This is a genomic window from Piscibacillus sp. B03 (assembly GCF_052246295.1).
Taxonomy (GTDB): Bacteria; Bacillota; Bacilli; order Bacillales; family Alkalibacillaceae; genus Piscibacillus.
Genome location: NZ_JBQQCO010000011.1, coordinates 1 through 24,532 on the forward strand (window position 1 = coordinate 1; position 24,532 = coordinate 24,532).

Genomic DNA, 24,532 nt, shown 5'->3' on the forward strand with positions numbered 1-24,532 from the left:
TAATCAAACCAAAGTGATTAAGCGTAATGCCTTTGGCTTTAAACGGTTTGATCGTTTTAGATTAAAGGTGTTATTGCATCATCAATATAAGAATTTAAAGGTTCGTATCAATTAAATTAGGAGTGAGACTATGCTCACCCCAACATTTGACTTAGAACCTTTTTTATCCTTCTTTTAACGCTAAGTAAGGTAGGTCTCCTTCATCTGTTTCAGCTACAATTACATCTCCACTTACGTTCTCCGCTTCATATAATGGAGTCCCAACTAATAAATGAGTGGCGGTTAAATCCCGAAACCCCTCTGGATCTTTAACTTGTTTTTCAACAATTCCTAGATCATCACCTTTTTCATAGTCTGAGTCTACCACCCACTCAATGTCACTCGCATTTTTGTACACAATCCCATTTACATACAAAATATCCGCTTCAGGGTTTTCTTGTAATATAGACGACGGAGTTGGATTTGGCTTGACCTGCTCTTCTCCCTCTCCACTTGTACAACCAGTGGATAATAATAATAGAAATAAAACCAGTATCCTCATATGACCCCTCCACTACTTCAGTCGTACATCAATAAAAAAAGTTACAACTTATTCCAATATCCAGTGCCTTCACCTATAATGTTCTCTAAGGGGGATGAACACATGCGTGAAATAAGAAAAATTAAACCTGACCACATTCGTGATCTGGTCAAAATCGAACAACAAGCCTACACAGCCAGACAAGCTGAAAGTGTAGATGACATTGATAAAATAGTTGAGAAATACGAGAAGATGTTTAAAGAGGCAAAAGGCTTTCATTACTTCGGACTTTTTGAGAATCAACAACTTCTTGGCTCGATGAAACTTTACGATTTTAAAATGAATGTTTTTGGCCAATTCTTACCTCTTGGCGGCCTTGGAAACGTCGCTGTTGATTTATTACATAAGAAAGAAAAAATAGCCAAAGACCTTGTAACCTACTACTTAGATCATTACGTTAATCAAGGATATGCCTTAACCGCTCTATACCCATTCCGTCCTGACTTTTATTACCGAATGGGCTTTGGTTATGGTAAAAAGAAGGACTTATACAAAGTCGTCCCTGAAGCTTTTCCTAACTTTAAGAATAAAAATGACTTAACCTACTTAGGTAAGGAAGACTCACAAGCTGTCGTTGATTGCTATAACACATTTGCTTCAAATCATCATGGCCTATTTTATTCTGACGGACCACATTTTGATGCGTACTTAGAGTCTTTTAAATCAAAAGTCATAGGTATTAAGAAAAAAGGTAAACTGACTGGATTTGCTGTCTTTACCTTTCAAAATAGGTCTGATGATCACTTTTTATCAAACGATATACAAATTCATCAACTGGTCTACAACGACACGGATGCGTTAAAACAGCTGATGACCTTTTTCCATACGCAGAAGGACCAAGTTAATCGCATTAACATAGCCACTCAAGACTCTAGCTTCAACCATTTACTGAGTGACGCACGTAATGATTCAAACAACTTAATACCACCTATTTTCCATGAGACCAACCAATCTGGGACAGGCATTATGTATCGGATTATTAATGTTAAAAAGTTTTTCCAACAGCTTGGTAAGCATAATTTTAATGGTGTAACGACATCAATTACGTTTAATGTTCGTGATAGCTTTTACCCTAAAAATGAAGGACCTGTTACGATTACTTTTAATAATGGTAATCCCATTGTCACTCAGGGTGCAAATGCTAAAATGACGATTGATCTCGATATTGCCGATTTAACTAGTCTTGTATTAGGGGTCATTGATTTTAGAAAACTTTACTTATATGGTCTTACAAAGATATCTGACGAAGCATACGTTGAGGAGGTAACGAATCTTTTCGCAACAGCAGAAGGTCCTATCTGTACTACAGGGTTCTAAACTTGCGACAGAACAAGTGGTTGTCTATACTAATAACAGCTCATACAAAAGGAGAGTCAATCATTGATTGAAGTTTACGTAGATGGGGCTGCACAAGGTAATCCAGGCTTAAGTGGCGCTGGTGTTTATATAAAAGCTAAAGGGAAACAATATGAATATTCATTCCCTCTAGGCTCACGCACAAGTCATGAAGCTGAATTTATAGCTGTTATTAAAGCATTAGATATCTGTCATAAGGAATTTCCAAACGAGATTCTCTCTTTTCGTACTGATTCACAAATTGTAGTTGATGCAATTGAATCAGGTTACACGAAAAACTCTTTATTTCAGCCACTTTTAACAGATATTATCGAAAAAGGTAATCAATTTCCTTTATACTTTTTTAAATGGATTGCAAGTAAACAAAATCACCATGCTGATCGCTTGGCTAAACAAGCGATTTATAAAAATGAAAAGAGCTGACCCACGAGAGTCAGCTCTTTTTCATTATCCCTTATAATCTTCTGGTTTTACTTCTTCTCCATTCTTACCATGGTAACGAAGTCCCCAGCCAGTGATTGCGGCAATTAACATAACAATGAGTAGTCCCCATCCTTGGAATACAAATGGGAATACTTGAGTTGGGCTAACGCCTGGTACATCGTAATTCTCAGTAACACCTTGAATAGTTGTGTAAGCTAATAGTACACCACCACTCCAAGGGAAGATATATCCAAGTGCTGAACTTACAGTATCTAGGAAGTTCGCACGACGATATGGGTGTAGGTTTGAATTCTTACCAATTTTACTTACGAAAGGTGCAGCTGCAATTTCTGCTGCCGTGTTAATCGTAATAAATGAGTTTAAGAATGCAACAATCGCAAAAATCGAAAGCTCAGCACGTCTTGTTACATCATTGATTAGCTTAACGAAGAAGTCCATAATTCTCTCCATCGTTCCGGCTAATTCTAATAAGTATGATGCGGATAATATGAACAAGATTAAGATTGCCATATTAAAGTAACCGCTTAAACCGCCCATTAAGGCACCTTCAACGACAGCACCATTGTCGCCTTCATAAATATGAATAACCTCGGAGAATGGTACACCTATTACAAAGAATAATGCGATTGACGCAATGATTCCCCAAGTTAAAGATGTTAATAGGTGGTGTCCTCTTAACGCCAAGAACAGCACCAGCGCGAACGGAATCAGGAAGACCAATCCGTCGGCGGTAACTTCATTTTCAAGTTGAGTTAATAAACTTGTGTTATCAACTCCTGATCCTCCACCGAAAATGACAAATAAAATTAATGCTGGAATCGCCGCAGCAATTGAGTATTTGAAACGTGAGCGAACCACGCCTGGAACGTCCGCTTCCTGTGTAGTTGCCGATACGATAGTTGTATCCGACACAGGTGCTAAGTTATCTCCAAATACCGCACCGGATAGAATAGCTGCAAGTAAGATGGTAGGGTCTGCACCTAGCACAACACCTGCAGGGTACATTAAAATACCGAAAGCAGCTACAGTACCATAACCTGTACCAACCGCACTTGAGAATAAAGATGCTAAGATAAAGGTTAACCCGACAAACAATCCACCTTCAAAGCCAGTTTGAAAACCGAACCAGATAAGACCATCAACTAGTCCACCTGCTTGTAGGAGCGTCGCAAACATACCTGCCCAGAACCATGCAATGATTGCCACAACACCAATTGGCTGTGCCATCCCATCAAATAATCCTTGAGCATAATCCCCCCACTTGGACTTTGTTAACAATAAACCGATAATTAAACCAATAACCATTCCAAGAATAAGAGCTTGTTCCGTCACTAAGCCTGTAACACTAAGAACTACAGCCCAAATTATGAAAAAGACTAATGGAATAGTCGCTACAAATGGACCACCACGAAACTCAAGTTTCTCGACTTTTTTCGAGGCAGTCGCTTCGTTTAATTCTTCATTGTTATTCCCCATAACATGTCCTCCTCTCTGAATTACTACATATTATACAAGATGTTCACAGAATATACAAAATTATTCTTAAATCATAAATAGTGACAAAACAACTAGTTAATCGACAGCTTTTTGGATCTAAATTTTGTTTGAAAAAATAACCACAACTCAAGGATTAACGATAGAAGGACAACTTTAGCCCAAATAGGTAGCAGCCAAATCTGAAACTGACTCAATACATCGGGTAACTGATATATCGGACTTAAATTTAGCGCTAAAGTAAAGGCAAAAAACATACCAAAGGTAAAGTTTCTAGACCACTGAGACACATGATAGTTCCATACGCCTTGTACAAATCCAAGTGTTTTAATTCGCTTATAAGCTCTTACTAACTCTACACTCTCAACAATAATTAATAATACTAATACTAAGAACCAAAACCAGATTATAAAGTTTGTTGAGAATAACTGACTAGTAACAATTGCTAAACCTGTAATTGATAACGCACCATGTATGATACAATTCGTGTTCTTCCAGTCATGTATGAGTGTCCATTGTGATAAAATATAGCGTCTTATTAATAAATATAGACCTAATAAATAAAAAACCACACCTAGGATAATAAGGCTTTCAACAACTACTAATGGAATCCACCCAAACAAATTCTTTACTAATATAACAATGGATTGCGTTCCTACTGTTGATAGTAAAATCACCCCATGAACGGCTGGATTATCTTCTACTATTATTTTTTTAAAACTTTTAATCACCGTTACTAGAAAAATCGCCCAAAGAGCCACATTAATCATAGCCATCCCTTGTAAGAAAGGTAAGGTTTGTGGAAAATATTTTAATAGAACGTTACAAAGAACCGACACCCCTGCAATCCAAGTCCCAATTGTAAATGACTGAATTGGGTTGTTCAAGAAGGGCTCTAGGAATTCACGTTGAAAAAACTGTATTGTTAATCTCCAATAGATGAGAACCCAAGCGATTAGCAAGAAGATTGCTAGAACTTTACCCAAGTAAGCATCTATTATTGGAAAAGCTTGTATTCCTCCATATAAAAAGATCCCATTCGCCATAATAATAGCTCCAGATGCGGGATCAATTCGTTTCGCAAACATGACTATACACCTCACTAACTTAACTATTTTAGCAAGGTATTGAAGATCATAGCAAATTAATTACATTTAAATGATGTTCTGCTGAAGTAAGCGCTTATTATAATAATATGTCAATTTACTTCGAGGGAATGCACGTGAAACGGGTTCAAGTGTCGCTCAAACGAGGGAAATGATTGTAACATGAATATACAATAGAAGAGCTTTATTTTCCTAATAGAAAAATAAAGCTCGCCCACTACGTTTTCTTATGTTTCCTTTTCAACTCTAAAGTTACTTTCTAGTACTGGCCAGTTTTGTGCAAACGGAATGTTTAAGACCCAATAACTCACACCTCTAAGATCATAATCTTTAACGGTTTCGTACTTGGCTTGCGCACTCCGAGCGTCTTCAAACCATACCTCGTGTCTCTGTCCTGTTTCATCGGTATACTCAAAATAGGGTGATTTATGTTGCGGATGAAACTGAATATCCGACCCGTATTGAGCAGCTAAGTTAAGTGCCTCATCTAGACTGACAGTTGTCGCATATGTCCCTTGCACCCAAGGGATATTCCAGTCTCGTCCGTACAACGGTACTCCCATCATAATTTTCTCTGGTGGAATAACCGTAACCGCATAATCTAACACTTCACGAACTTCATCAATCGGTGCAATTGCCCAAGGCTCACCACCAGCCCAGCCCCATTCATATGTCATGAGGACTACAAAATCTAGTATCTCACCATGGGCTGCGTAATCATGAGCTTCATATAAAAGCCCAGTCTGTTCACCAGAATCTTTAGGTGCTAACGCCGAAGAAACTGAATAACCTAAAGGACGCAAACTCTCGACGACTCGCCTCAAAAAGTCGTTATACCCTTCTCGGTCTTCTGGATATACATACTCAAAGTCAAAATTAACACCCTGATATCCTTTCTCTTGCATCACAACAAGCATATTATCTATTAAAGTTTCTTGAAGTTCAGGATTTCTAAAAAGAGTCGAAGCTAAATCGGAGTCGAATGTTTGATTGGCGTAATTCGTCAACACCAACAATGGCAACGTATTTGTTTCATATGCCGCATTAATCACAGCTTGCTCGTTGAAACTTGTCAACGTTCCATCCTCACGATAACTATAAGTGAATGGTGATAAATAAGTTAAGTGTCTACCAACCTCTAAGACCTCTCTCCTACCTTCTTCTTGTGTTTGAGTAATATAAGCATTTACTTCAATCAAAGGAAGTGGAGGAACTGGTACTCTAATCCTTTGGCCAGGTGAAATTTGTGAAGGATTGGAGATATCATTAACCTCCACAATATCAGAAACAGTCGTACCGTATCTTTGTGCTATCATCCACAGCGTTTGACCGCTTTGAACTGTGTGGATTCGGTATGGCATTTGCAACATATCGCCAACATTAATCAAACTCGGATTCGCAATATTATTGAAGTCTGCGATTTCTTCCATTGGTATGCCATACTCTTGTGAAATTCGCCATAACGTATCACCGGGCTGGACAACATATTCAACAGTTGGATCTGGTACAACAAGAGATTGACCTACCACTAATACATTTTGATCAGCTAAATCATTTACATAAGAAATCTGATCAATTGTCGTGTTGTACCTCCTCGCAATTCGCCAGAGTGTATCTCCACTACTCACGACATGAATATTCATCGATATACCCTCCTCTAACTTACTTATATCTATCTTATTCATGCCGTGGTTGTCCTATGGGTAAAATATATCTCTAGTACTCCAGTTCAACTTCAACACCTTTTGGAACTTCTATTAAAAAGTATTGTTTCATACTATCTCTATCTATTAAATGATCACTTTCCATCATAGAATCTTCCTTCATTTGACGAACAGGTAGTTCATTGTAAATTGCTTTTATACTAACATGTTGAGTTGGTTCCACAATTGATAATCTCCCATCCATATTCTCTAGCCAAACCTCAGCAGGTGGGATGAGTTTAATAACTGGATGGTCAAAATCCATCATATATTGAGTAACTTTAATATCATTACGTTCTGAGTAGCTAACATCTATTTCATATTGAGTTAACTGGTCATGCACAATGACCTTATCTAAATCAAAGTCAAAGGTCCATTCTTTAATTACCTTGACAGCATTACTAGATAAATCTTTATTTTTATGAGCTTGATCGAACGCAGGCTTTACCTCTTTTTCATTTAATTCATAATCCTGATTGGCACCACTAATTTGAATCGTGATCAGGAATACAATTGTTAAGGTGAGTAGTAACCCTATATAAGACATTAAGATCGCATTTCGACGCTTAAAGAAAATATTATTGTGCGAAAAGGCACCTCTACTCACTATAGAAACGATTATCGCAATAATAATCGATATAATTACGATTGGAATGATTGATGAAATGATTCCCATTTTACTGCACCTCCAATCGTCGTGTTGCGACTGCAGCCAAACCAAAACATGCAATACTCGTTAGCAAAACTTTTAACACAAATAGGAATAAATTTGACTCTTCGCCAAAAAACGTGATAATTGGTGCTAAACGTTCGTTTTGTATCGTGATCATCGCTCCAATAAGCACAATCACTACTAATTTAATTAGTCTTCCTTGCCTTATGATGCTCCCAATCAAATAACCTACAGAACTGATTAACATTAAATAGAAGAAAGTAATGATTAAGTTTACAACCATAATCGATAGTGTGTATTCTCCAAAGATGACAAAACTATCTAACCCATAAATCCAAATATGAGATATTTTCACTGCGAAACTAGCTAATAAAATTGAAATCGCACCTATAAGATTCGCTACGACAATAAATAAGATATTAGCTATTTGCCTACTGAATAAACTTGTGACAAAGATTTGATCTGCCAGTCTGTTATCGTCCCGATCTAGAGTGACAGCTATAAAAAAAGCCCATAGACAAGTAAAGAAGAACACGAAATCTCCCGAAACAAATTGAATACTTAAATCTATGTGCCCCATACCACGACTTCCACTTCCAACTCCCATCAATGAGAAAACCATGGCAATGACTTGCACAGCAATAAGACCTTGAAAGACACTTTTGTAACTTAACCATTTATAAACGGTTTGATTTTTTACAACATCCCACAAACTAGGATGATTTAAAGACATCATCAATTCCCCCTTTTGTGTCGCTCGTTAAGTGCATCGATAAATCTGCTGCATCAACCTTAGATAATCGCACTCCTGCTTCCCCTAGTCTTAACTTTTGAGAATCGGTTACCGCATTATTAATAACCATATAGACTTGTTTTTGGCTCAACTCTTTTTTGAATATAATATCCTTTTGATCAACAATCGATTGAATGACATCTTGGTTGCCTGTTAAACCAACTGCATGTTCCTTAAAGTCTTCCATTGGTGCATGTAAAACACAAGACCCATTCTTGATTAAGACCACCTCTTCTAAGATCGTTTCCAGTTCGTTCAATAAATGACTGGATACGATCATCGTTCTAGGGTAAGCCATATAGTCTTTTAATAATGCACGGTAAAAGTCTTGCCTGACCGAATAGTCCATTCCGGTCGTAGGTTCATCAAATAACGTTAATGGACACCGACTAGCAAGACCTAAAATGGCATTGAAAGTCGAAGCTTTACCTTTCGATAACTGATCATGAAATATATGAAGGCTAATTCCAAAATAATCTAGTAACTTATCAGCAAACCGTTGATCCCAATTTGGATAAAACATTTTAGCAGCTTCTAAAATTTCGCTTAATCTCATTTCAAGTGAGAAGTTCATTTGGTCATCTACATAGATTGAGTTAGCTGAAACTATTAGATTATTGAATGGTTTTTCGCCAAACACTTTAATGTCACCACTTGTTGGAACAATTTCACCTGCTAGCGACTTTAGTAATGTTGTCTTCCCTGCACCATTTCTACCGATTAAACCAATAATTCGATTTTCTTCAAGTTTAATAGACAATGAATCCAAAGCTTTATGATTCTTATATTTCTTAGTAACATTTTCACAAGATACCACACTCAAGATTTCCCCCACCTTTCTCCTCTAACATTCTCAATCATCTGAATAAGTTCTTTTTCATCTACATTTAAATGCTCGGCTTCTTGCACGAGCTCACGAACCATTCGTAATAAATTTTCATTCTTTCTCCTTAATAAAATTTGCTCTTTCGCATGCTCTTCCACGAACATACCAAGACCCCTTTTCTTATAAAGCACGTCATAATTAGCTAGAATATTAATCCCTTTTGCTGCAGTCGCTGGATTAATATTAAATAAATCCGCTAACTGATATTGTGAATACATTTTCTCATTTGCTTTAATACTGCCGTTAAGTATTTCCGTCTCAAGCCACTCTGCTATTTGGACATAGATAGGCTTTGAACTATAATGGTTTAAAACCAAATTGAATTTCACCCCCCACGTAGAGTAGTGCGTTAGTGATGTAATGTACTATTTAAGTATATGCCAAAAAATAACTTTTACAACCCTCTTTCGCAAAATTTGTTCAAATATTTTTCAGAGAGACGTCACAAATCAAATGCTCCTTTATAAATCGTTATGTTAAAGTGAATAATAGACATGATCACAGTTAAGGAGCAAAATAATGAAAAACATAATAACATTATTATTAATTGGATTGATGATATTTTTAGTTGCTTGTGGCGATGAGGAGCAAGAGTCGAATAATGGTGAGGAATCTAACCACGAAGGTCACAGTGACACTCAAGAGGATGAAGATGAATCGTTAATTCCGGTGATTGTTGAAATATTGGTAGATGATGAAATTGAAACCGGCGAACAAACGCTTCAAGCGCGCGTGACTCATAATGAAGAACCAATCGCTGAAGCTGAAGAGGTTATGTTTGAAGTGTGGGAAAAAGATCATAAAGACGATAGTGATATGGTCGAAGCAACCTATACAGAAGACGGTATTTATGAAATTACTTATAACTTCGAAGAAGAAGGTACTTATGAAATGTATGCTCATGTTACAGCTAAATCACAACATGTGATGCCAAAGCATGTGTTTGAGGTCAATGCGAATTAATCTGTATAATTGATATAATGAATCTCCCCCTTTTGTATGTAATAAATGAGGCATTCAAGCTAAGCTTGAATGCCTTCTTTATACTTCTATAGCTTCTTTAACTTCTTTTACCTGACTAACATTAAGTACTTTTTCTAAATTAACGAGAATTAATAGTCGTTCGTCTTGTTTTGACACCCCAGATATGTATTCTTTATCCACTCCCCCAACCATTTGAGGTGGTTCTTCAATTGTTGAGGAATCAACTGTTAGAACTTCTTTTGCATCATCGACCAACAACCCTAAACGCAAGTCATCAATATTAATCAACAACACTCGCGCTGATTCGTCTTTGGAAACATCCCCAATCTCTAACAGCGTTTTTAAATCAATAACAGTTGTGATTTCACCTCTAATATGAGACATCCCCTTAACATATTGGGGAGCTTGAGGAATTTTAGTCAATTCAGGCACTTTCTCAATGGCCTGAACTTGTTCAATTGGCACACCATAATACTCATCTCTCATACGAAAGACTACATATTGGCTCATAAATGCCACCGCCTTTTATTTTTATGGTTATTTTTTCTTATAAAAATCCTAACCTAACCCTATTGTTAAGTCAATATAATCAGGACATGCTACAATGTAGGAGGGTGATAATTGATGATCGTATACGTTGATGCAGATGCTTGTCCAGTTAAAGACATTATAATAGAAGAATCTAAAAAATATAATCTTGAAGTTGTATTAATACGTAGCTACTCCCATTTCTCCAATCTAATAGAAGAAGAACATGTTAAAACAATTTATGTAGATTCAGAAAATGAAGCTGCTGACTACAAAATAATGAAACTTGTGGGCAAAGGGGATGTTGTCGTAACACAAGATTACGGTTTAGCTTCTCTACTCTTAGCCAAACAGTGTACCATTTTACATCACAAAGGTTTCCAATACAAACCTGAAAAAATGGATACATTATTAAATTCTCGCTATGCAAGTGCCATGGAACGAAAAAGTGGTAAACGAACAAAAGGTCCTAAGGCCATGACAGACCAAGACCGAGAGAAATTTAGACAGCTTTTTAAGAAGACCATCTCTTTTTAATACAATCTAATTGCCGTATAGGCATACCAACTTGATAATGCTAAGATGACTGCTGACATTAAAATCGTATAAGTTCTAGTTTTAAAGTGACGAAAGTACTTCTGTCCGAATTGCCATGCGATTAAATAAACTGGGATCGTAATAATAACGGCTAATAAAGTAAGCCCCAATGTAAACAAAGGTACCTCCAACCAACCTTCTATATTATGGCCACTCCGATTCACAAAGCCCACCACCGCAATAGAAATATAAATAGGATAAAGGTTCAAAAGGCTTACAACAATGAAATAGAAAACCGTCAGCAAGTTCTTTTTCATTCTTTTTTCCCACCTTTAAATATAAAATCTCAACTTCCCCTACCCTCAATTTACACTAAATTTTCAATAAAATCTATTATCTTCCAATTATTTAGTTAGATTATTTCACACTGTCTTCCTTTTTCGATTTAATTCGCTAATAAAACACAACTTAAGTATTATTTACTATGAATTTTAAATAGTGATAATATTTTATCAATTCAGTCAATCGTTGGAATATCACATAGTTATCGTCAGTATATTTGACACTGTCGTGTGAAAAAATTTTTGAAAGGGGATATGTTGTGAAAAAGTTAATTGTCTTGATCGGTATGTTAGCATTCTTGCTCATACCACTCCAAACTGTATTGGCAGACGATGCCAGCACATCTGAAAAACAGGAATACTTGGTTCAATTTGATGGCCCAGCCAAAGAAGGTGTCTTAAAGGCTTTCGGAGTTGAAAGCTCAGACATCTTACATGAATTTCAGGTATTACCTGTATACCACTTAAAGCTAACGGATAAACAGGCCAAGGGTTTAATGAACAATCCACATATTAAAAATGTGGAGGAAAATGCAGAGGCTAAGGTAACTGCACAAACTACTCCATGGGGTATACCTCATGTTCAAGGTACCACTTCACAAAACTACGGTTACACTGGTAACGGTGTAAAGGTTGCAGTTCTGGATACTGGAATTGACTCATCACACGGCGATTTAAATGTATCTGGAGGCTACTCAGTATTTGGTGATTCACCTTACTATGATGGAAATGGGCACGGCACCCATGTAGCTGGTACCGTAGCGGCCCTTAACAATAATACTGGCGTATTAGGTGTTGCACCTCAAGCTAGCCTTTATGCAGTAAAAGTATTAGACGGAAATGGTAGTGGTTCATACGCTGGCATCGCTGAAGGTATTGAATGGGCGATTCAAAACGATATGGACATTATCAACATGAGCCTTGGTGGATCTCAAAGTTCATCCATCTTAAAAGACTATTCTGATTACGCATATTATAACGCTGGCATTCTTGTAGTTGCAGCAGCTGGTAATAGCGGTAATTCATGGGGCTGGGGTGACACGGTAGGTTACCCTGCTAAATACGATTCAGTTATTGCAGTGGCGGCTGTAGATCAAAACAATAACCGAGCATCGTTCTCTAGTCACGGTCCAGCTGTAGAACTTGCGGCTCCAGGTGTCAATATTTTAAGCACAATGCCTGGCAATAACTACGATTCTCTTAACGGAACGTCTATGGCATCACCACACGTAGCTGGGGTTGCTGCTCAGGTATGGCAGGCTAAGCCTTATCTATCAAACTCTCAACTACGTTCACTACTAAATAACACTGCACAATATCTAGGAAACTCTAACTACTATGGCAGTGGTTTAGTTCAATCATTTGATGCAATTGCTCAATAACTAATTTGATAAGCAGGGTTGAGTGAAAAACTCTTCCCTGCTTCATCATAAATAAACATAATTTTAGGAGGCTAATTTTGAAGAAAGTTGTAGTACTATTAACAGCATTGTTCTTACTCATGATTCCAGTACAATCGGCTTTTGCTGATGAAGCTAGTAATCAAGCTAAAGTTGATTACTTAGTACAATTTGATGGTTCTGCTGAAAAGGGCTTACTTAAAGCATTCGGTGTAGAGGAAGATGACATTGTACACGAGTATAACCAACTTCCTGTTTACAATGTAATGCTAACTGAAAAGCAAGCAGAAGGGTTGAAAAACAATCCACAAATTAAATACGTGGAAGAAAATGCGGAAGCGCAATCGTTTGCCCAAGAAACACCTTGGGGAGTGCCACATGTTCAAGGAACTGAAGCACAGGATCACGGACACACTGGTGATGGTGTTAAAGTTGCCGTATTAGACACTGGGATTGATGCTTCTCATGAAGATCTGAGCGTTGCTGGTGGTCACTCTGTTTTCGATGATTCACCTTATGATGATGGAAATGGTCACGGTACACACGTCGCGGGTACTATTGGTGCACTTGATAATAATGTAGGGGTTGTTGGTGTCGCACCAGATGCTGAACTTTATGCAGTAAAAGTTCTAGATGAAAATGGTAGTGGTTCATACGCTGGAATCGCTGAAGGCATTGAATGGGCAATTAATAATGACATGGAAATTATCAATATGAGCCTCGGTGGTTCTACTAGCTCATCCGTATTAGAAGAATACGTTGACCTAGCTTATGAAGAAGGAATTTTAGTAGTTGCAGCCGCAGGAAATAGTGGAACATTTCTTGGGTGGTTTGATACTGTTGGTTACCCCGCTAAATATGATTCTGCCATCGCCGTAGCAGCAGTAGATCAAAACAATAATCGTGCTTCCTTCTCAAGTACTGGTGATGCTGTTGAATTATCAGCTCCAGGAGTAAGTGTATTAAGTACCGTTCCAGGTAATGGTTATGACTCTTATGATGGAACGTCAATGGCTTCTCCACACGTGGCTGGTGTTGCTGCACAAGTTTGGGCTGAAAAACCACATTTATCTAACGTAGAATTGCGTGAGTTACTTAATAGCACCGCACAATACCTAGGTGATTCATACCATTACGGTAGTGGTCTTGTTCAGTCATTTGATGCGATTAACTATATTAATTAACTAAATATAAAACCCTTTAGGAGGTCTTTACATGAAGAAAGTATTAGTTATTATGAGTGCATTAGTTTTACTTCTAATGCCACTGCAAACTGGTTTTGCAGAAGAAGTTCAATCTCAATCTAAGTCAGACTACTTAGTAAAATTTAACGGTCCTGCTGATAAAGGATTATTAAAATCTTTTGGAGTAGATGACCCAGATGTTAAACATATGTTTGATAGACTACCTGTAGCTGCTCTAAGTTTATCTGATGGTCAGGCAAAAGGGTTAATGAATCACCCACAGATAGAAACTGTAGAAAAAGATGCTGAGGTGCAAGCATTCGCACAAACGACCCCTTATGGTGTGCCACAAGTGCAAGGGACAGACGCACAAGATGCTGGTCATACTGGCAACGGTGTTAAAGTAGCTGTATTAGATACTGGTATCGACTGTTCTCATGAAGATTTAAATGTTTCAGGTGGTCATTCTGTATTTGACGACGCTGAAAACAATGACCCTTGTTATGATGGTAATGGTCATGGTACTCATGTAGCTGGAACAGTAGCTGCATTAGATAACAGTGTTGGTGTGCTAGGTGTGGCTCCACAGGCTGACCTTTACGCGGTCAAAGTTTTAAACAATGATGGTAGTGGTTCTTATGCCGGAATCGCTGAAGGTATTGAGTGGGCAATTAATAATGATATGGACGTTATCAATATGAGCCTTGGTGGATCTCAAAGCTCTTCTATATTAGAAGACTTTTCAAACCTAGCATATGATGAAGGCGTCTTAGTTGTCGCTGCCGCTGGTAATGAAGGTAACAGAGGCGGTAAAAATGATAGTGTCAGTTATCCAGCCAAGTATGACTCTGTTATGGCAGTCGCAGCAGTAGATGAAAACAATCAACGTGCATCATTCTCTAGCACGGGGCCTGCTGTTGAAATCTCCGCACCAGGTGTAAACGTTTTAAGCTCAGTACCGGGCAATAGTTATGACTCATATAACGGTACATCAATGGCTTCACCTCACGTAGCAGGTGTCGCAGCTCAAGTATGGGCAGCTAAGCCAGGCTTAACAAATGTTGAGCTTCGTCAGTTATTAAATGACACAGCACAACAGTTAGGAGATTCAAATCAATATGGTAACGGACTTGTTCAATCACTAGATGCAATTAATCAATAAGTTTATTAAGAATCCAGTCACTATAATGGCTGGATTTTTTTTGACTTTCTACCTATCCCTCCGACAAATCTCTACAAAAAACACCCAATCCAACGAACTATTGATCAATCAATCTAATTTACTAATCTTATATGTCTTAAGCCTTATTTGCATTTATAGTAGAAGGTATTTTTCAAGATTTGCTGAAACTTGTAACTAAATTAAAAAGGGAGATTGCGTATGAAGAAGCTTTTGAAATTGAATAGTAAATTTTTACCTATTACCATGATTTTATTAATGCTTTTTTCAACATGGGCCGAAGTTGGGCTAGCGTTCTCAGCACAAGCTGAAGAGCATTCAGAAAAAAGCGAATTAGAAATTGAGAAAGAGCGTGAGCAGGACGTAGAAGAACAGGCTACTACTGGACCTGAAGATTCAGAAGAACTTAAAACACTGCTCACAGATCTCGGATTTGAACCAAAATTATCCGAAACTACTCCAAGAAAGGCTAATGCCCCACCCAAAATTAGTGAAAGCATTTCAAAACAACTCCAAGAACATAATCAAGTCGATGTCATAATACATCTAAAAGATTCAACTAACTTCCAATCTATTTATCAAAATGTCAAAGGAAAGCCTAAAGCTGAACGTACGAAACACGTTATGGAAACATTACAAAACCAAGCTCAGGCATCACAAAAAGGGCTAAAGAAAGCATTAACAGCTTTAGAAGATAAAGGTCAAGCAACTGTCAAAAAGGAATTATGGATTAATAATAGTATTGTCGCTACAGTTGACCAAGAAGCTTTTGACTCTATTAAAAAACGTGATGATATTGAGCGTATTCAACTAGATGAAACATTACAAGTTCCAGAAATCACAGTTGAAAGTACGCCTAATCTTCCAGAGTGGGGATTAGAGAAAATTAATGCCACTCAAGTTTGGGGCGAGTATGGCATAACAGGAGAAAATGTTGTTGTCGGGATCATGGATACTGGTGTCGATGGCAGTCACGAAGCATTAAAACATAATTACCGTGGAAAAGATAGTAATCATGAATCTTCTTGGATTGATTTATCTGGTGATGGTTATGACACGCCAGGAGATGGCCACGGTCACGGAACTCATGTGGCTGGAACAGCTGTTGGTGGCGGTGAAGGTGAACCTATCGGTGTTGCACCGGGTGCAGAGTGGATAGCAGCTAAAATTTTCAAAGATAGTGGGTCAACTACTACTTCAGCCATCCACGAAGCATTCCAGTGGTTTATGGCTCCGGGTGGAGATCCAGCTAATGCTCCACATGTTGTAAACAATTCATGGGGGAACTCAAATACTTATAACCTAGAATTCTATGACGATGTACAAGCATGGATTTCAGCTGGGATCTTCCCTCTTTTCGCAGCTGGGAACGATGGACCTGGAGCTCAAACAATCGGATCACCTGCTAGTTTCGTAGATTCATTTGCCGTTGGTGCAACTGACCGATATGATCAAATTGCTTCATTCTCTAGTCGTGGACCTGTTTATTGGGAAAATGAAGATGGTGAAATGGTCAGTCATATTAAACCTGACGTATCAGCGCCAGGGCATGAAATTTATTCTGCATGGCCAGGTGGTGAATATAACACAATCAGTGGTACATCTATGGCGACCCCTCACGTTGCGGGTGCGATCGCGTTACTACTTAGTGCAAATCAAGACCTAAATATTGGTGAGGTCGCCGATGTACTGAAAAACACAACTCGAAAAGAAGCACACATGGGTGAGTTACCAAATACACAATATGGTGAAGGAATTGTTAATATTTATCAGGCTGTTACAGAAGCAGCTTTTGCAGGAACGTTAGAAGGTCAATTAACTGACGAAAGTGGTGAACCTCTCTCAGGTAGTGTTCACTTACCTGACCTTAATATAACGATTGACGTTGAGGATGGTTCGTTCACCCATAAAATACGTGAAGGCGAGCATGACATTATTGTAAAATCTTTCGGTTACATTGACTATGAAACAACGATTAATATTGAAAAAGACCAATCAACCGAAGTGAACTGGCAACTAGAGCAAGCTGAGTCTTACACGGTGACTGGTCAAATTGTAAACAGTGAAACAGACGAACCTGTTCCTTACGCTTTTATCAGAGTTCAAGACACACCTTTAAATACCATAAGGGCTAATGAATCTGGAGAGTTTACTATCAATAACCTACCTACAGGTGTTTACGACCTACAAGTAACAGGTTCAGGTATTTTAGGAACAACAGAAACAGTAGATGTTGATCAAGACTTGAACTTAGAAATTGGCGTGGAGCCTAACTTAGAGTCGGGTGACCAAGAATGGAGAACCTCTAATCAAAATTTTGCGCGTAATGCCCTTTCAACTAATAATATTGATTTGAGCAAGTTAGAGAAGAACTGGTCTTACAATACTGATTCTAAAGGACAAATCGTATTTGCCTCCCCTTCCGCTTCAGATAACACCATCGTTTACACAACAGATCGAGGTTGGGTGACAGCACTAAACCTTCAGACGAGTAATGAAATTTGGAGTATCCGTATAGGTGATACCGTTCGCTCAACACCAACGATTGACGATGGTGTCGTCTACTTATCGGGTGGGGCTGATCAGAACATTTATGCTCTCGATCTAGCAACTGGACGCACCATCTGGAGTCAAAATATCAGTCAACCTGCTATTTATGAAGCACCTGTTGTTAGAGATGGGACTGTATATGTTGGTTCAAGCATGACTGAACAAACAACCGTTTACGCACTAGATGCGAATACTGGACAACCAGATTGGTCAGTTGAATTTGATTCTTCGTCCTTCTTTAACCCAACTTTAGGCGAAGACCTTCTATATGTTGGAACATTTGATGACAAAACATTAAGAGCGTTAAATCCAGAAGACGGATCTGTCACTTGGAGTTATCAATTAGAGGAGAATGAAGGCTTTCTCTCTCACCCTGTTTATAAAGACGGTGTTGTATATGCACTCTCCTCAAACATGGGTAGTAATGGAACCTTGCATGCCCTTAACTCTAGTGATGGCTCATTATTATGGAAGACTGGGAATGTTGGTGATTCACAAGCCAATACTCCAATAGTATATGGAGATTTAGTCGTTGTAAGTTCAGCAAGCCAACCTGTTGTAAAAGCTTTTAATATCGAAAATGGTGAAGAAGTATGGTCAAATGATGGCACTGGTACGATCTTAAACAACGGATCGATTACAAGTAATGGCATTTTATTCGTTTCCAATACGAATGGCTCATTAATGGCAATCGATGTGTTTACGGGAGAAATTTTGAAAAAAGAATCACTACCAAACTATAGCACGTCAACACCATTAATATTACCTGGTACTGTATTAGTCCCACATTTATCAGGTATTGAACAATTCATTGCACCAGGAACACTAACGGGATCAATCAGTGATGAATCTGGCCAACCTGTTGAGGCTAAAATTTCAATAACGGAAACAGGACAATCAGTTTCGGCTAATCAAGACGGTGGATATACATTTAATCATTCTCCAGGCCAATACGATGTTAAAGTTAGTCAATATGGTTATGAACAAGTACAAGAATCAATTACATTTGTCTCTGGCTATGAAGTTAACCGAGACTTTACACTTAAAGAAGCTGAGACGGGCTCAGTTGAAATTACAGTTACTGATGATCGTGTCGGTGATGCCATTGAAGGTGTTGATATTGAGCTAAAAGACACAACAGTTAGCGGAACAACAAATTCAAATGGTGTATTTGAACAATCTGATGTTTATGCTGGTACTTATGAAATGACCTTATCGATTAACGGCTATGAAACCTTATCCGAAATTATTACTGTCGAGCCTAATACAGATCAGCAATATGAATTTTCACTAAAACCTATTGGTATTGCAGTCTTAAATGATTATGAATCAGAAATTACAGAGCTTCTTAACTTAAATGGTTATTCTGCAGAAGAACGTGATTGGGATATCATTGAAGATATCGAACGTTACGACATCGTTTACTTAAACGGTGCCTACACGACTGATGGTTGGAAACCTGATGAGGATATTTTTAACGAACTTGTAGAAGAAGCCAAAAATGCAGAGGTTAACTTAGTATTTGCGGATACTTGGGGTGGAAGCTATGGTTCGATTCACCATTTAACCGACTTCTTTGGTGACCCTCAAGAGTTAAATCATAACTACGGCACTGGCTCAGTTTCGTTAAGAGTTAATAAAGAGCATCCAATCTTTGAAGGATACGAAGTTGGTGATTATTTAGAGTTAAATGGTCGTAATGGTGATTTTGCTTGGTTTAATAACTACTCAGGTAGAGATCTAGCTGAAATTGGCTCTTCTGACCTTGGGTTTGTCGGTACAGGTGTTGCTTACAAACCAGTTAGTGAAAATAGTGCACATTTATTATTATCATCCCACGCTGCCTCACCTTGGCTCTCACCATTCCAAGGTTGGCAACAGGATACACAAAATGTTTTCCTGAATAGCATGGACTATTTACTATCAGCTAACTTCGGTCATATAACAGGTACTGTAACGAATGAAGAAAACAATCCACTTGATGCGACGATTGAAGTAGTCGAAACAGGGTATCTATATAAAGATCAAAGTGAGATTGACTTTTATCATGATGAAGGTACCTACACATTAAAGGTAAGAGCATCTGGTTATGAAACAGAAACACTTGAAGTAGAAGTAGCTAATGGCACACCTTCAGAGTTAGATATTGTCTTAACATCCACTCAAGGCGGCTCAGTTATTGGTGAAATACAAGATGCACTGTCAAATGAGCCTTTAAGCGATGTAGAAGTTAAAATTTCACAAAATGGTGAACTCGTGCAAGATACAACGTCTGACGAACAAGGTTATTATGAAATCTTAGACCTTGATGAAGGCAATTATGAACTTCAATTTAGCAAAGCTGAATATATTAATGAAACAATAGATCTTGAAATCGGTTCTGTGCCAATAGAACAGAACATGGAGTTAACACCTGTTCCAGCAGTAGCAGTATTAGATGATTACTATGCAAGTGACAGAAGCTTTGAGGCTGTTTTTGCAGAAGCTGGAATTGATGTTGAAGAAGTACCAGATAACGAAATTATGGAACGATTAGATGAGTTTGATGTCGTGTTTGTTAACGGCTTAGGGTTAGATTTACGAAGAAACCTTGATGAGTTCATTAGCAAAGCTGATGAGGCTAAAACGAGTTTAGTGTTTGGGGAAACTTACTATACATCATCTCCACTGAACCAACTAGTCGAACAGCGCGGCGATCCAAGCAGTCGAGATCGTGCTGACCATTCGTCTAGCACCGAATATGTTGTGACAGAGCAACATGAGATTTTTGGAGAAGCTAAAGTCGGTGATACGATTGAAATTTTGACACCAGGAAATGGTCGAATCGGTTATTTTGATGGGTATAGTGGCTATAACATTGCTGATATCAAACATCGAGACCTAGATGAACCATATGGTAATAGTTTTGGATATAAACCTAGAACCGAAAGCAGTGTTGAGCTATTACTAGGCGGTTATGCTTTTACATTTAGCCATGATGCTGATGATTACACACCTGAAGGTAAGGAGCTTTTAATAGATAGTGTTGTCTGGGCAGCACATACACAGTTCCCAACCATCAACGGAACGGTAACCGACGCTGATGGTAACCCACTAGAAGCGAGCATTAATGTGGTTGGAGAAAATTTTGAGACCACAACGAATGAAAATGGTGAGTATTCCATCGCCCTGCTTGAAGGCGATTATGAATTAGAAATCAATTCGTTCGGTTACGAAGCGTATACCGTTTCAGCAACAGCTGACCAAAATAGCGAGCCCCTTAACATTGAAATGGATGTCCATCCAGATGCTGCTTCAATAAGTGGCGTAGTTGAAAATGAACAAGATGGACAAGCCGTTGAAGGTGTTAACATCAACGTGGAAGGCTTCCCACGTCAAGCTGAAAGCAATACACAAGGTGCGTTCTCTATCGAACGTATGGAGCCAGGTGATTACAAGTTAGTTTTATCAACTGAAGGTTATGTGACGAAAGAAGTATTTGTGAGCCTTAACGCTGGTGAAGAACTTGACTTAACAGTAGACATGAAACCATCTCCTCTAGTCGGGATTATTGTTGATAATAATTCGAATGATGAGACACTAGCTAAATACCTTGAAGAACGAGGATTTAACACAACTGAACTGTTCTATACTGATTTAGACAAACTCAGTGAGTTAGATTTAGTTATTGCTAACTCGGACTATGACCGAAATCAAGAGCCAACTGAGGAAGAATTTATCGATTTCGTAGAAGCTCTTGATCATGAGAAATTGTCTGTTATTTGGACAGGTCACGTTAATGGTCGTGGAGGCATTCGCTTCTTACACGAATTTGAAAACAATCCAGCTACTGAACTTCAAGAACGTGATTCCGATAAAACGATTAAATCCATTGAGGAACATGTAATCACGTCAGGTCTTGAATTAGACCATGCTTATCCTTTTGAGAGTCGTTCGAACAACTATTATGCATTCGACGACTATGATGGTGAAACCGTCGCAACCGTTAATCACCCATCAGACGGTCATAAAGGAGACTTAGCAGCATTTAAAGGGCGTACGACTGAGTCCGTTGAAGTTTTATTAGCAAATACAACGTTCGGTTATTACTTTAGTCCAAATGACCCTCAGTACTTTAATGAAACATTAGTTCAACTACTAAATAACTCTATACTTTGGGCATTGGACAATGAAGAAGCCTTAGCAGCAGATGTTAACGGTGTTATTGAAAATGATTTAGGAAATCAAATCGCAGGTACCGTAACAGTAGAAGAAACCGGTAAAGTAGTAGATACCAATGCTAATGGTGAGTTCTACATTGGATTACAAGAAGGCACATACAACTTAACTGTTGAAGCATTTGGTCATGAAACAGGTGAATTCTCATTAACAGTTGAAAATGGTGAGATTTATAATGAAACATTCAATTTACAATCAAATGATATTGGCACTTTATCTGGACAAGTTTTAGATGGTGAATCAGAAGAGCCAATCAGTGGCGCAACTGTGAATGTACTAGGTACTCCATCATCTGTACAAGCAGATGAGAATGGTCAGTTCGAAATCACCCTTCCAGTTGGAGAATACGACCTACAGATTCAGGCAGAAGGTTATATGACAACAACGGAGACTAATATTGAGATACAACAAAATGAAACTACTGACGTATCGGTCTTCTTGCCACATTCTGAAAAAATAGCTGTTGTCAGTATGTCATCTAGATTTGATGAGTTTGAATCAGTCTTAGGTGAGGCTGGCTATGATGCTGATTATATTAATTACACAAATTTAGAAGAATTTATTGAAGAAATCCCGAATTACGCTTTAATTATTTACAACAACCAGTCTTACTCAACGAGCGATGAACTATTTATGGAGTTTATTGAAACAACCGATGAACACGAAGTTAGTGTCATTTTTGCATCACAATATGGTGGTGGAACAATTGGTGATCTGAGTGACATAACAGGTGACCCTGAAGATGTTAATCATGGGTATGTTCCAGGCCACATTAACATTAAAACGCTACAAGACCACCCACTATTTGCGGGCATCAGTCAAGATGAGTTCCGCATTCTAGATAAAGGTTCAAGCAACCAACAATATGCCGTTTATGAAGGATACAGCGGAACAACCATTGGTAAGATTAGTCATGATGATGAAGGTGAAATAGGCGATGGTATAGGTTATGACTTCAGAACAGCTAACAGTGTTCACTTGTTACTTTCCGGATTCGAAATCGGTAGCTACTCTGATCCAACATCAAACTGGACGGAAGAAGCTAGTTTGTTCTATCAAAACGCACTAAGCTGGGCTATGAATGCGAGTATCGGTGAAATCACGGGTACTGTTACGGATGAAAATGATAAACCGATTGCCAATGCGACCATTAATATTCCAGGACACAACATAGAAACAAAAACTAATTCGAATGGTGAATACCAAATCGGTATTGGAACCGGAACGTATGATGTACAAGCTTCAGCACGCGGTTACCATGAAGATGTCCAAACCGCAACGGTTGAATCACAAGGACATTCGGTCGAATTGAATTTCACTCTTGAAGAAATTGAAGGAACGTCGATCTCCGGTCAGGTTTTTGATTCTGAAACTGAGGAAATTTTACAAAAAGCAACAGTGGAGCTTTATTACCGCAACGAAGCTGACCCTCTCGATACAGTTGAAACGGGTGAAGATGGACAATTTGAATTCAGTCAACTTTTACCTGATGAATATACGTTAAGTATTCAACGTGATGGTTATTTAGAACAAACAATAGAAGTTGACCTTGAAGAAGATGCTGTTGAATTAAACGTTCTTCTTAATAACATTGATGTTGCTGTCATTGGAGATCACAAAGATCAGATACAGACGCTATTAAACGAACATGATTTACATTCAGAGGGTCGTGATTGGAATGTGATTGATGATGTTGAAAATTATGAACTCATTATTATCAACGCGAGTGACGGCACAAAAGAGCAGCTTCAAGACTTAATTGATGTAACTGACCAACATGAAGTTAGTCTCGCCTTCTTAGGTACTTGGGGAGCTGACAATGGTTCTATCCCAACACTTAAGGAAACAGTAGGCTACCCTGAGTTAAGTGCTAGTAGTTATAACGAAGGTGAAGTCACTTTAAATGTAAGGGACAGAGAACACGCAATCTTCGAAGGGTTACCTGATGAGATTACCATCCACAGTGAGAAAAGCCCTTACGCAGCGTTTGAAGGTTTCCCTGGGAATGACTTAGGTGACATTGTAGTAAACGGTGATGTGAAAGGTACTGGGATATCTTATAAGTTTAATAGCGAACAGTCCATTCACTTATTACTATCGTCATTTGCCGTTAATAACATCATAGGGCCAAGCTCTGGTTGGACTGAAGATGGCAAAACTTTATTCATCCAGGCTATGGAGTACACAATGAATACCCAACAAGAACAACCATCCATTCCTGAATGGGATGAAACCAAAAAGAAAACAAATGACAAGCCTGTTACATTAACTGGTCAAAGCGACCCACTTACAACGGTCAATATTTATGAACGAAAAGGGAATCGAACCACATTAGTAGGTACAGGACAGACAGACCAGAATGGTGAGTTTGCAATTGATATTGAATTCAATAATGGTAACTACTTCTTGTACGCAGAAGCTGAAAACTTTGCAGGACAATCTGACTTAAGCGAACAAATGCAACTTACTATAACAGGTAGATAAACGAAAAATGGTGGCTCTCTCGATAGGAGCCACCATTTTTTTATTAAACAGGCGTAAGTTAGAATGAACGGGCCGTAATTCTTCAAAAAGA

General features: G+C 38.3%; 18 protein-coding genes. 8 read left to right on the top strand and 10 right to left on the bottom strand.

All coding sequences use genetic code 11. From position 1 onward, the window contains the following. Window positions 1–163: 163 nt before the first annotated feature. On the bottom strand, window positions 164–541 hold the full coding sequence (locus tag ACTWQB_RS08840) for a hypothetical protein (protein ID WP_443138828.1): 378 nt from the start codon (window positions 539–541) through the stop codon (window positions 164–166). A 102-nt stretch (window positions 542–643) separates the two neighbouring features. Here ACTWQB_RS08840 and ACTWQB_RS08845 point away from each other — a divergent pair, with 102 nt between their 5' ends. Then, window positions 644–1,897: a GNAT family N-acetyltransferase gene (locus ACTWQB_RS08845; protein ID WP_443138829.1), complete on the top strand. Its 1,254-nt coding sequence runs from the start codon at window positions 644–646 to the stop codon at window positions 1,895–1,897. A 63-nt stretch (window positions 1,898–1,960) separates the two neighbouring features. Further along, complete coding sequence (locus ACTWQB_RS08850; RefSeq protein WP_443138830.1) at window positions 1,961–2,359, top strand: RNase H family protein; 399 nt, start codon at window positions 1,961–1,963, stop codon at window positions 2,357–2,359. Window positions 2,360–2,383: 24 nt separating this feature from the next. On the opposite strand, the gene ACTWQB_RS08855 is transcribed toward ACTWQB_RS08850, so the two are convergent. The 7 genes from ACTWQB_RS08855 to ACTWQB_RS08885 form a co-directional block, all read right to left on the bottom strand. Beyond that, window positions 2,384–3,856, bottom strand: coding sequence for a Na+/H+ antiporter NhaC family protein (locus ACTWQB_RS08855; protein WP_443138831.1), 1,473 nt, complete (start codon window positions 3,854–3,856; stop codon window positions 2,384–2,386). 92 nt (window positions 3,857–3,948) lie between these two features. Then, complete coding sequence (locus ACTWQB_RS08860; protein WP_443138832.1) at window positions 3,949–4,962, bottom strand: hypothetical protein; 1,014 nt, start codon at window positions 4,960–4,962, stop codon at window positions 3,949–3,951. A gap of 245 nt (window positions 4,963–5,207) precedes the next feature. Beyond that, window positions 5,208–6,623, bottom strand: a complete 1,416-nt coding sequence (locus ACTWQB_RS08865) for a LysM peptidoglycan-binding domain-containing protein (RefSeq protein WP_443138833.1) — start codon at window positions 6,621–6,623, stop codon at window positions 5,208–5,210. Between the two features lie 73 nt (window positions 6,624–6,696). Then, window positions 6,697–7,359, bottom strand: coding sequence for a hypothetical protein (locus ACTWQB_RS08870; RefSeq protein ID WP_443138834.1), 663 nt, complete (start codon window positions 7,357–7,359; stop codon window positions 6,697–6,699). A 1-nt stretch (window position 7,360) separates the two neighbouring features. Beyond that, complete coding sequence (locus tag ACTWQB_RS08875) at window positions 7,361–8,089, bottom strand: hypothetical protein (RefSeq protein ID WP_443138835.1); 729 nt, start codon at window positions 8,087–8,089, stop codon at window positions 7,361–7,363. After that, window positions 8,070–8,966 carry an ATP-binding cassette domain-containing protein gene (locus ACTWQB_RS08880; protein WP_443138922.1) on the bottom strand — a complete coding sequence of 299 codons (897 nt, stop codon included), beginning with the start codon at window positions 8,964–8,966 and terminating at the stop codon, window positions 8,070–8,072. Before ACTWQB_RS08880 ends, ACTWQB_RS08875 begins: the two co-directional genes overlap by 20 nt. A 2-nt stretch (window positions 8,967–8,968) precedes the next feature. Then, the gene (locus tag ACTWQB_RS08885; RefSeq protein WP_443138836.1) at window positions 8,969–9,352 is read right to left on the bottom strand and encodes a GntR family transcriptional regulator; all 384 of its coding nucleotides are present in this window, start codon (window positions 9,350–9,352) and stop codon (window positions 8,969–8,971) included. A gap of 202 nt (window positions 9,353–9,554) precedes the next feature. Here ACTWQB_RS08885 and ACTWQB_RS08890 point away from each other — a divergent pair, with 202 nt between their 5' ends. Beyond that, window positions 9,555–9,998 carry a FixH family protein gene (locus ACTWQB_RS08890; protein WP_443138837.1) on the top strand — a complete coding sequence of 148 codons (444 nt, stop codon included), beginning with the start codon at window positions 9,555–9,557 and terminating at the stop codon, window positions 9,996–9,998. Between the two features lie 78 nt (window positions 9,999–10,076). On the opposite strand, the gene ACTWQB_RS08895 is transcribed toward ACTWQB_RS08890, so the two are convergent. Next, the gene (locus ACTWQB_RS08895) at window positions 10,077–10,529 is read right to left on the bottom strand and encodes a chemotaxis protein CheW (RefSeq protein WP_443138838.1); all 453 of its coding nucleotides are present in this window, start codon (window positions 10,527–10,529) and stop codon (window positions 10,077–10,079) included. Between the two features lie 114 nt (window positions 10,530–10,643). Between ACTWQB_RS08895 and ACTWQB_RS08900 the strand changes: the two genes are divergently transcribed. Continuing rightward, window positions 10,644–11,084 carry a YaiI/YqxD family protein gene (locus ACTWQB_RS08900; protein WP_443138923.1) on the top strand — a complete coding sequence of 147 codons (441 nt, stop codon included), beginning with the start codon at window positions 10,644–10,646 and terminating at the stop codon, window positions 11,082–11,084. Here the strand turns inward: ACTWQB_RS08900 and ACTWQB_RS08905 are convergent. Beyond that, window positions 11,081–11,401 carry a hypothetical protein gene (locus ACTWQB_RS08905; protein ID WP_443138839.1) on the bottom strand — a complete coding sequence of 107 codons (321 nt, stop codon included), beginning with the start codon at window positions 11,399–11,401 and terminating at the stop codon, window positions 11,081–11,083. The two genes, ACTWQB_RS08900 and ACTWQB_RS08905, sit on opposite strands and share 4 nt — an antisense overlap. A gap of 284 nt (window positions 11,402–11,685) precedes the next feature. Between ACTWQB_RS08905 and ACTWQB_RS08910 the strand changes: the two genes are divergently transcribed. The 4 genes from ACTWQB_RS08910 (at window position 11,686) to ACTWQB_RS08925 (ending at window position 24,441) form a co-directional block, all read left to right on the top strand. Next, window positions 11,686–12,807 (top strand): S8 family peptidase, encoded by a 1,122-nt coding sequence (locus ACTWQB_RS08910; RefSeq protein WP_443138840.1) that lies wholly within the window; start codon window positions 11,686–11,688, stop codon window positions 12,805–12,807. Window positions 12,808–12,881: 74 nt separating this feature from the next. Continuing rightward, complete coding sequence (locus ACTWQB_RS08915; RefSeq protein ID WP_443138924.1) at window positions 12,882–14,009, top strand: S8 family peptidase; 1,128 nt, start codon at window positions 12,882–12,884, stop codon at window positions 14,007–14,009. A gap of 31 nt (window positions 14,010–14,040) precedes the next feature. Further along, window positions 14,041–15,171 (top strand): S8 family peptidase, encoded by a 1,131-nt coding sequence (locus tag ACTWQB_RS08920; RefSeq protein WP_443138841.1) that lies wholly within the window; start codon window positions 14,041–14,043, stop codon window positions 15,169–15,171. A 219-nt stretch (window positions 15,172–15,390) separates the two neighbouring features. Further along, complete coding sequence (locus ACTWQB_RS08925; protein WP_443138842.1) at window positions 15,391–24,441, top strand: carboxypeptidase regulatory-like domain-containing protein; 9,051 nt, start codon at window positions 15,391–15,393, stop codon at window positions 24,439–24,441. The last annotated feature ends 91 nt before the right edge of the window (window positions 24,442–24,532 follow it).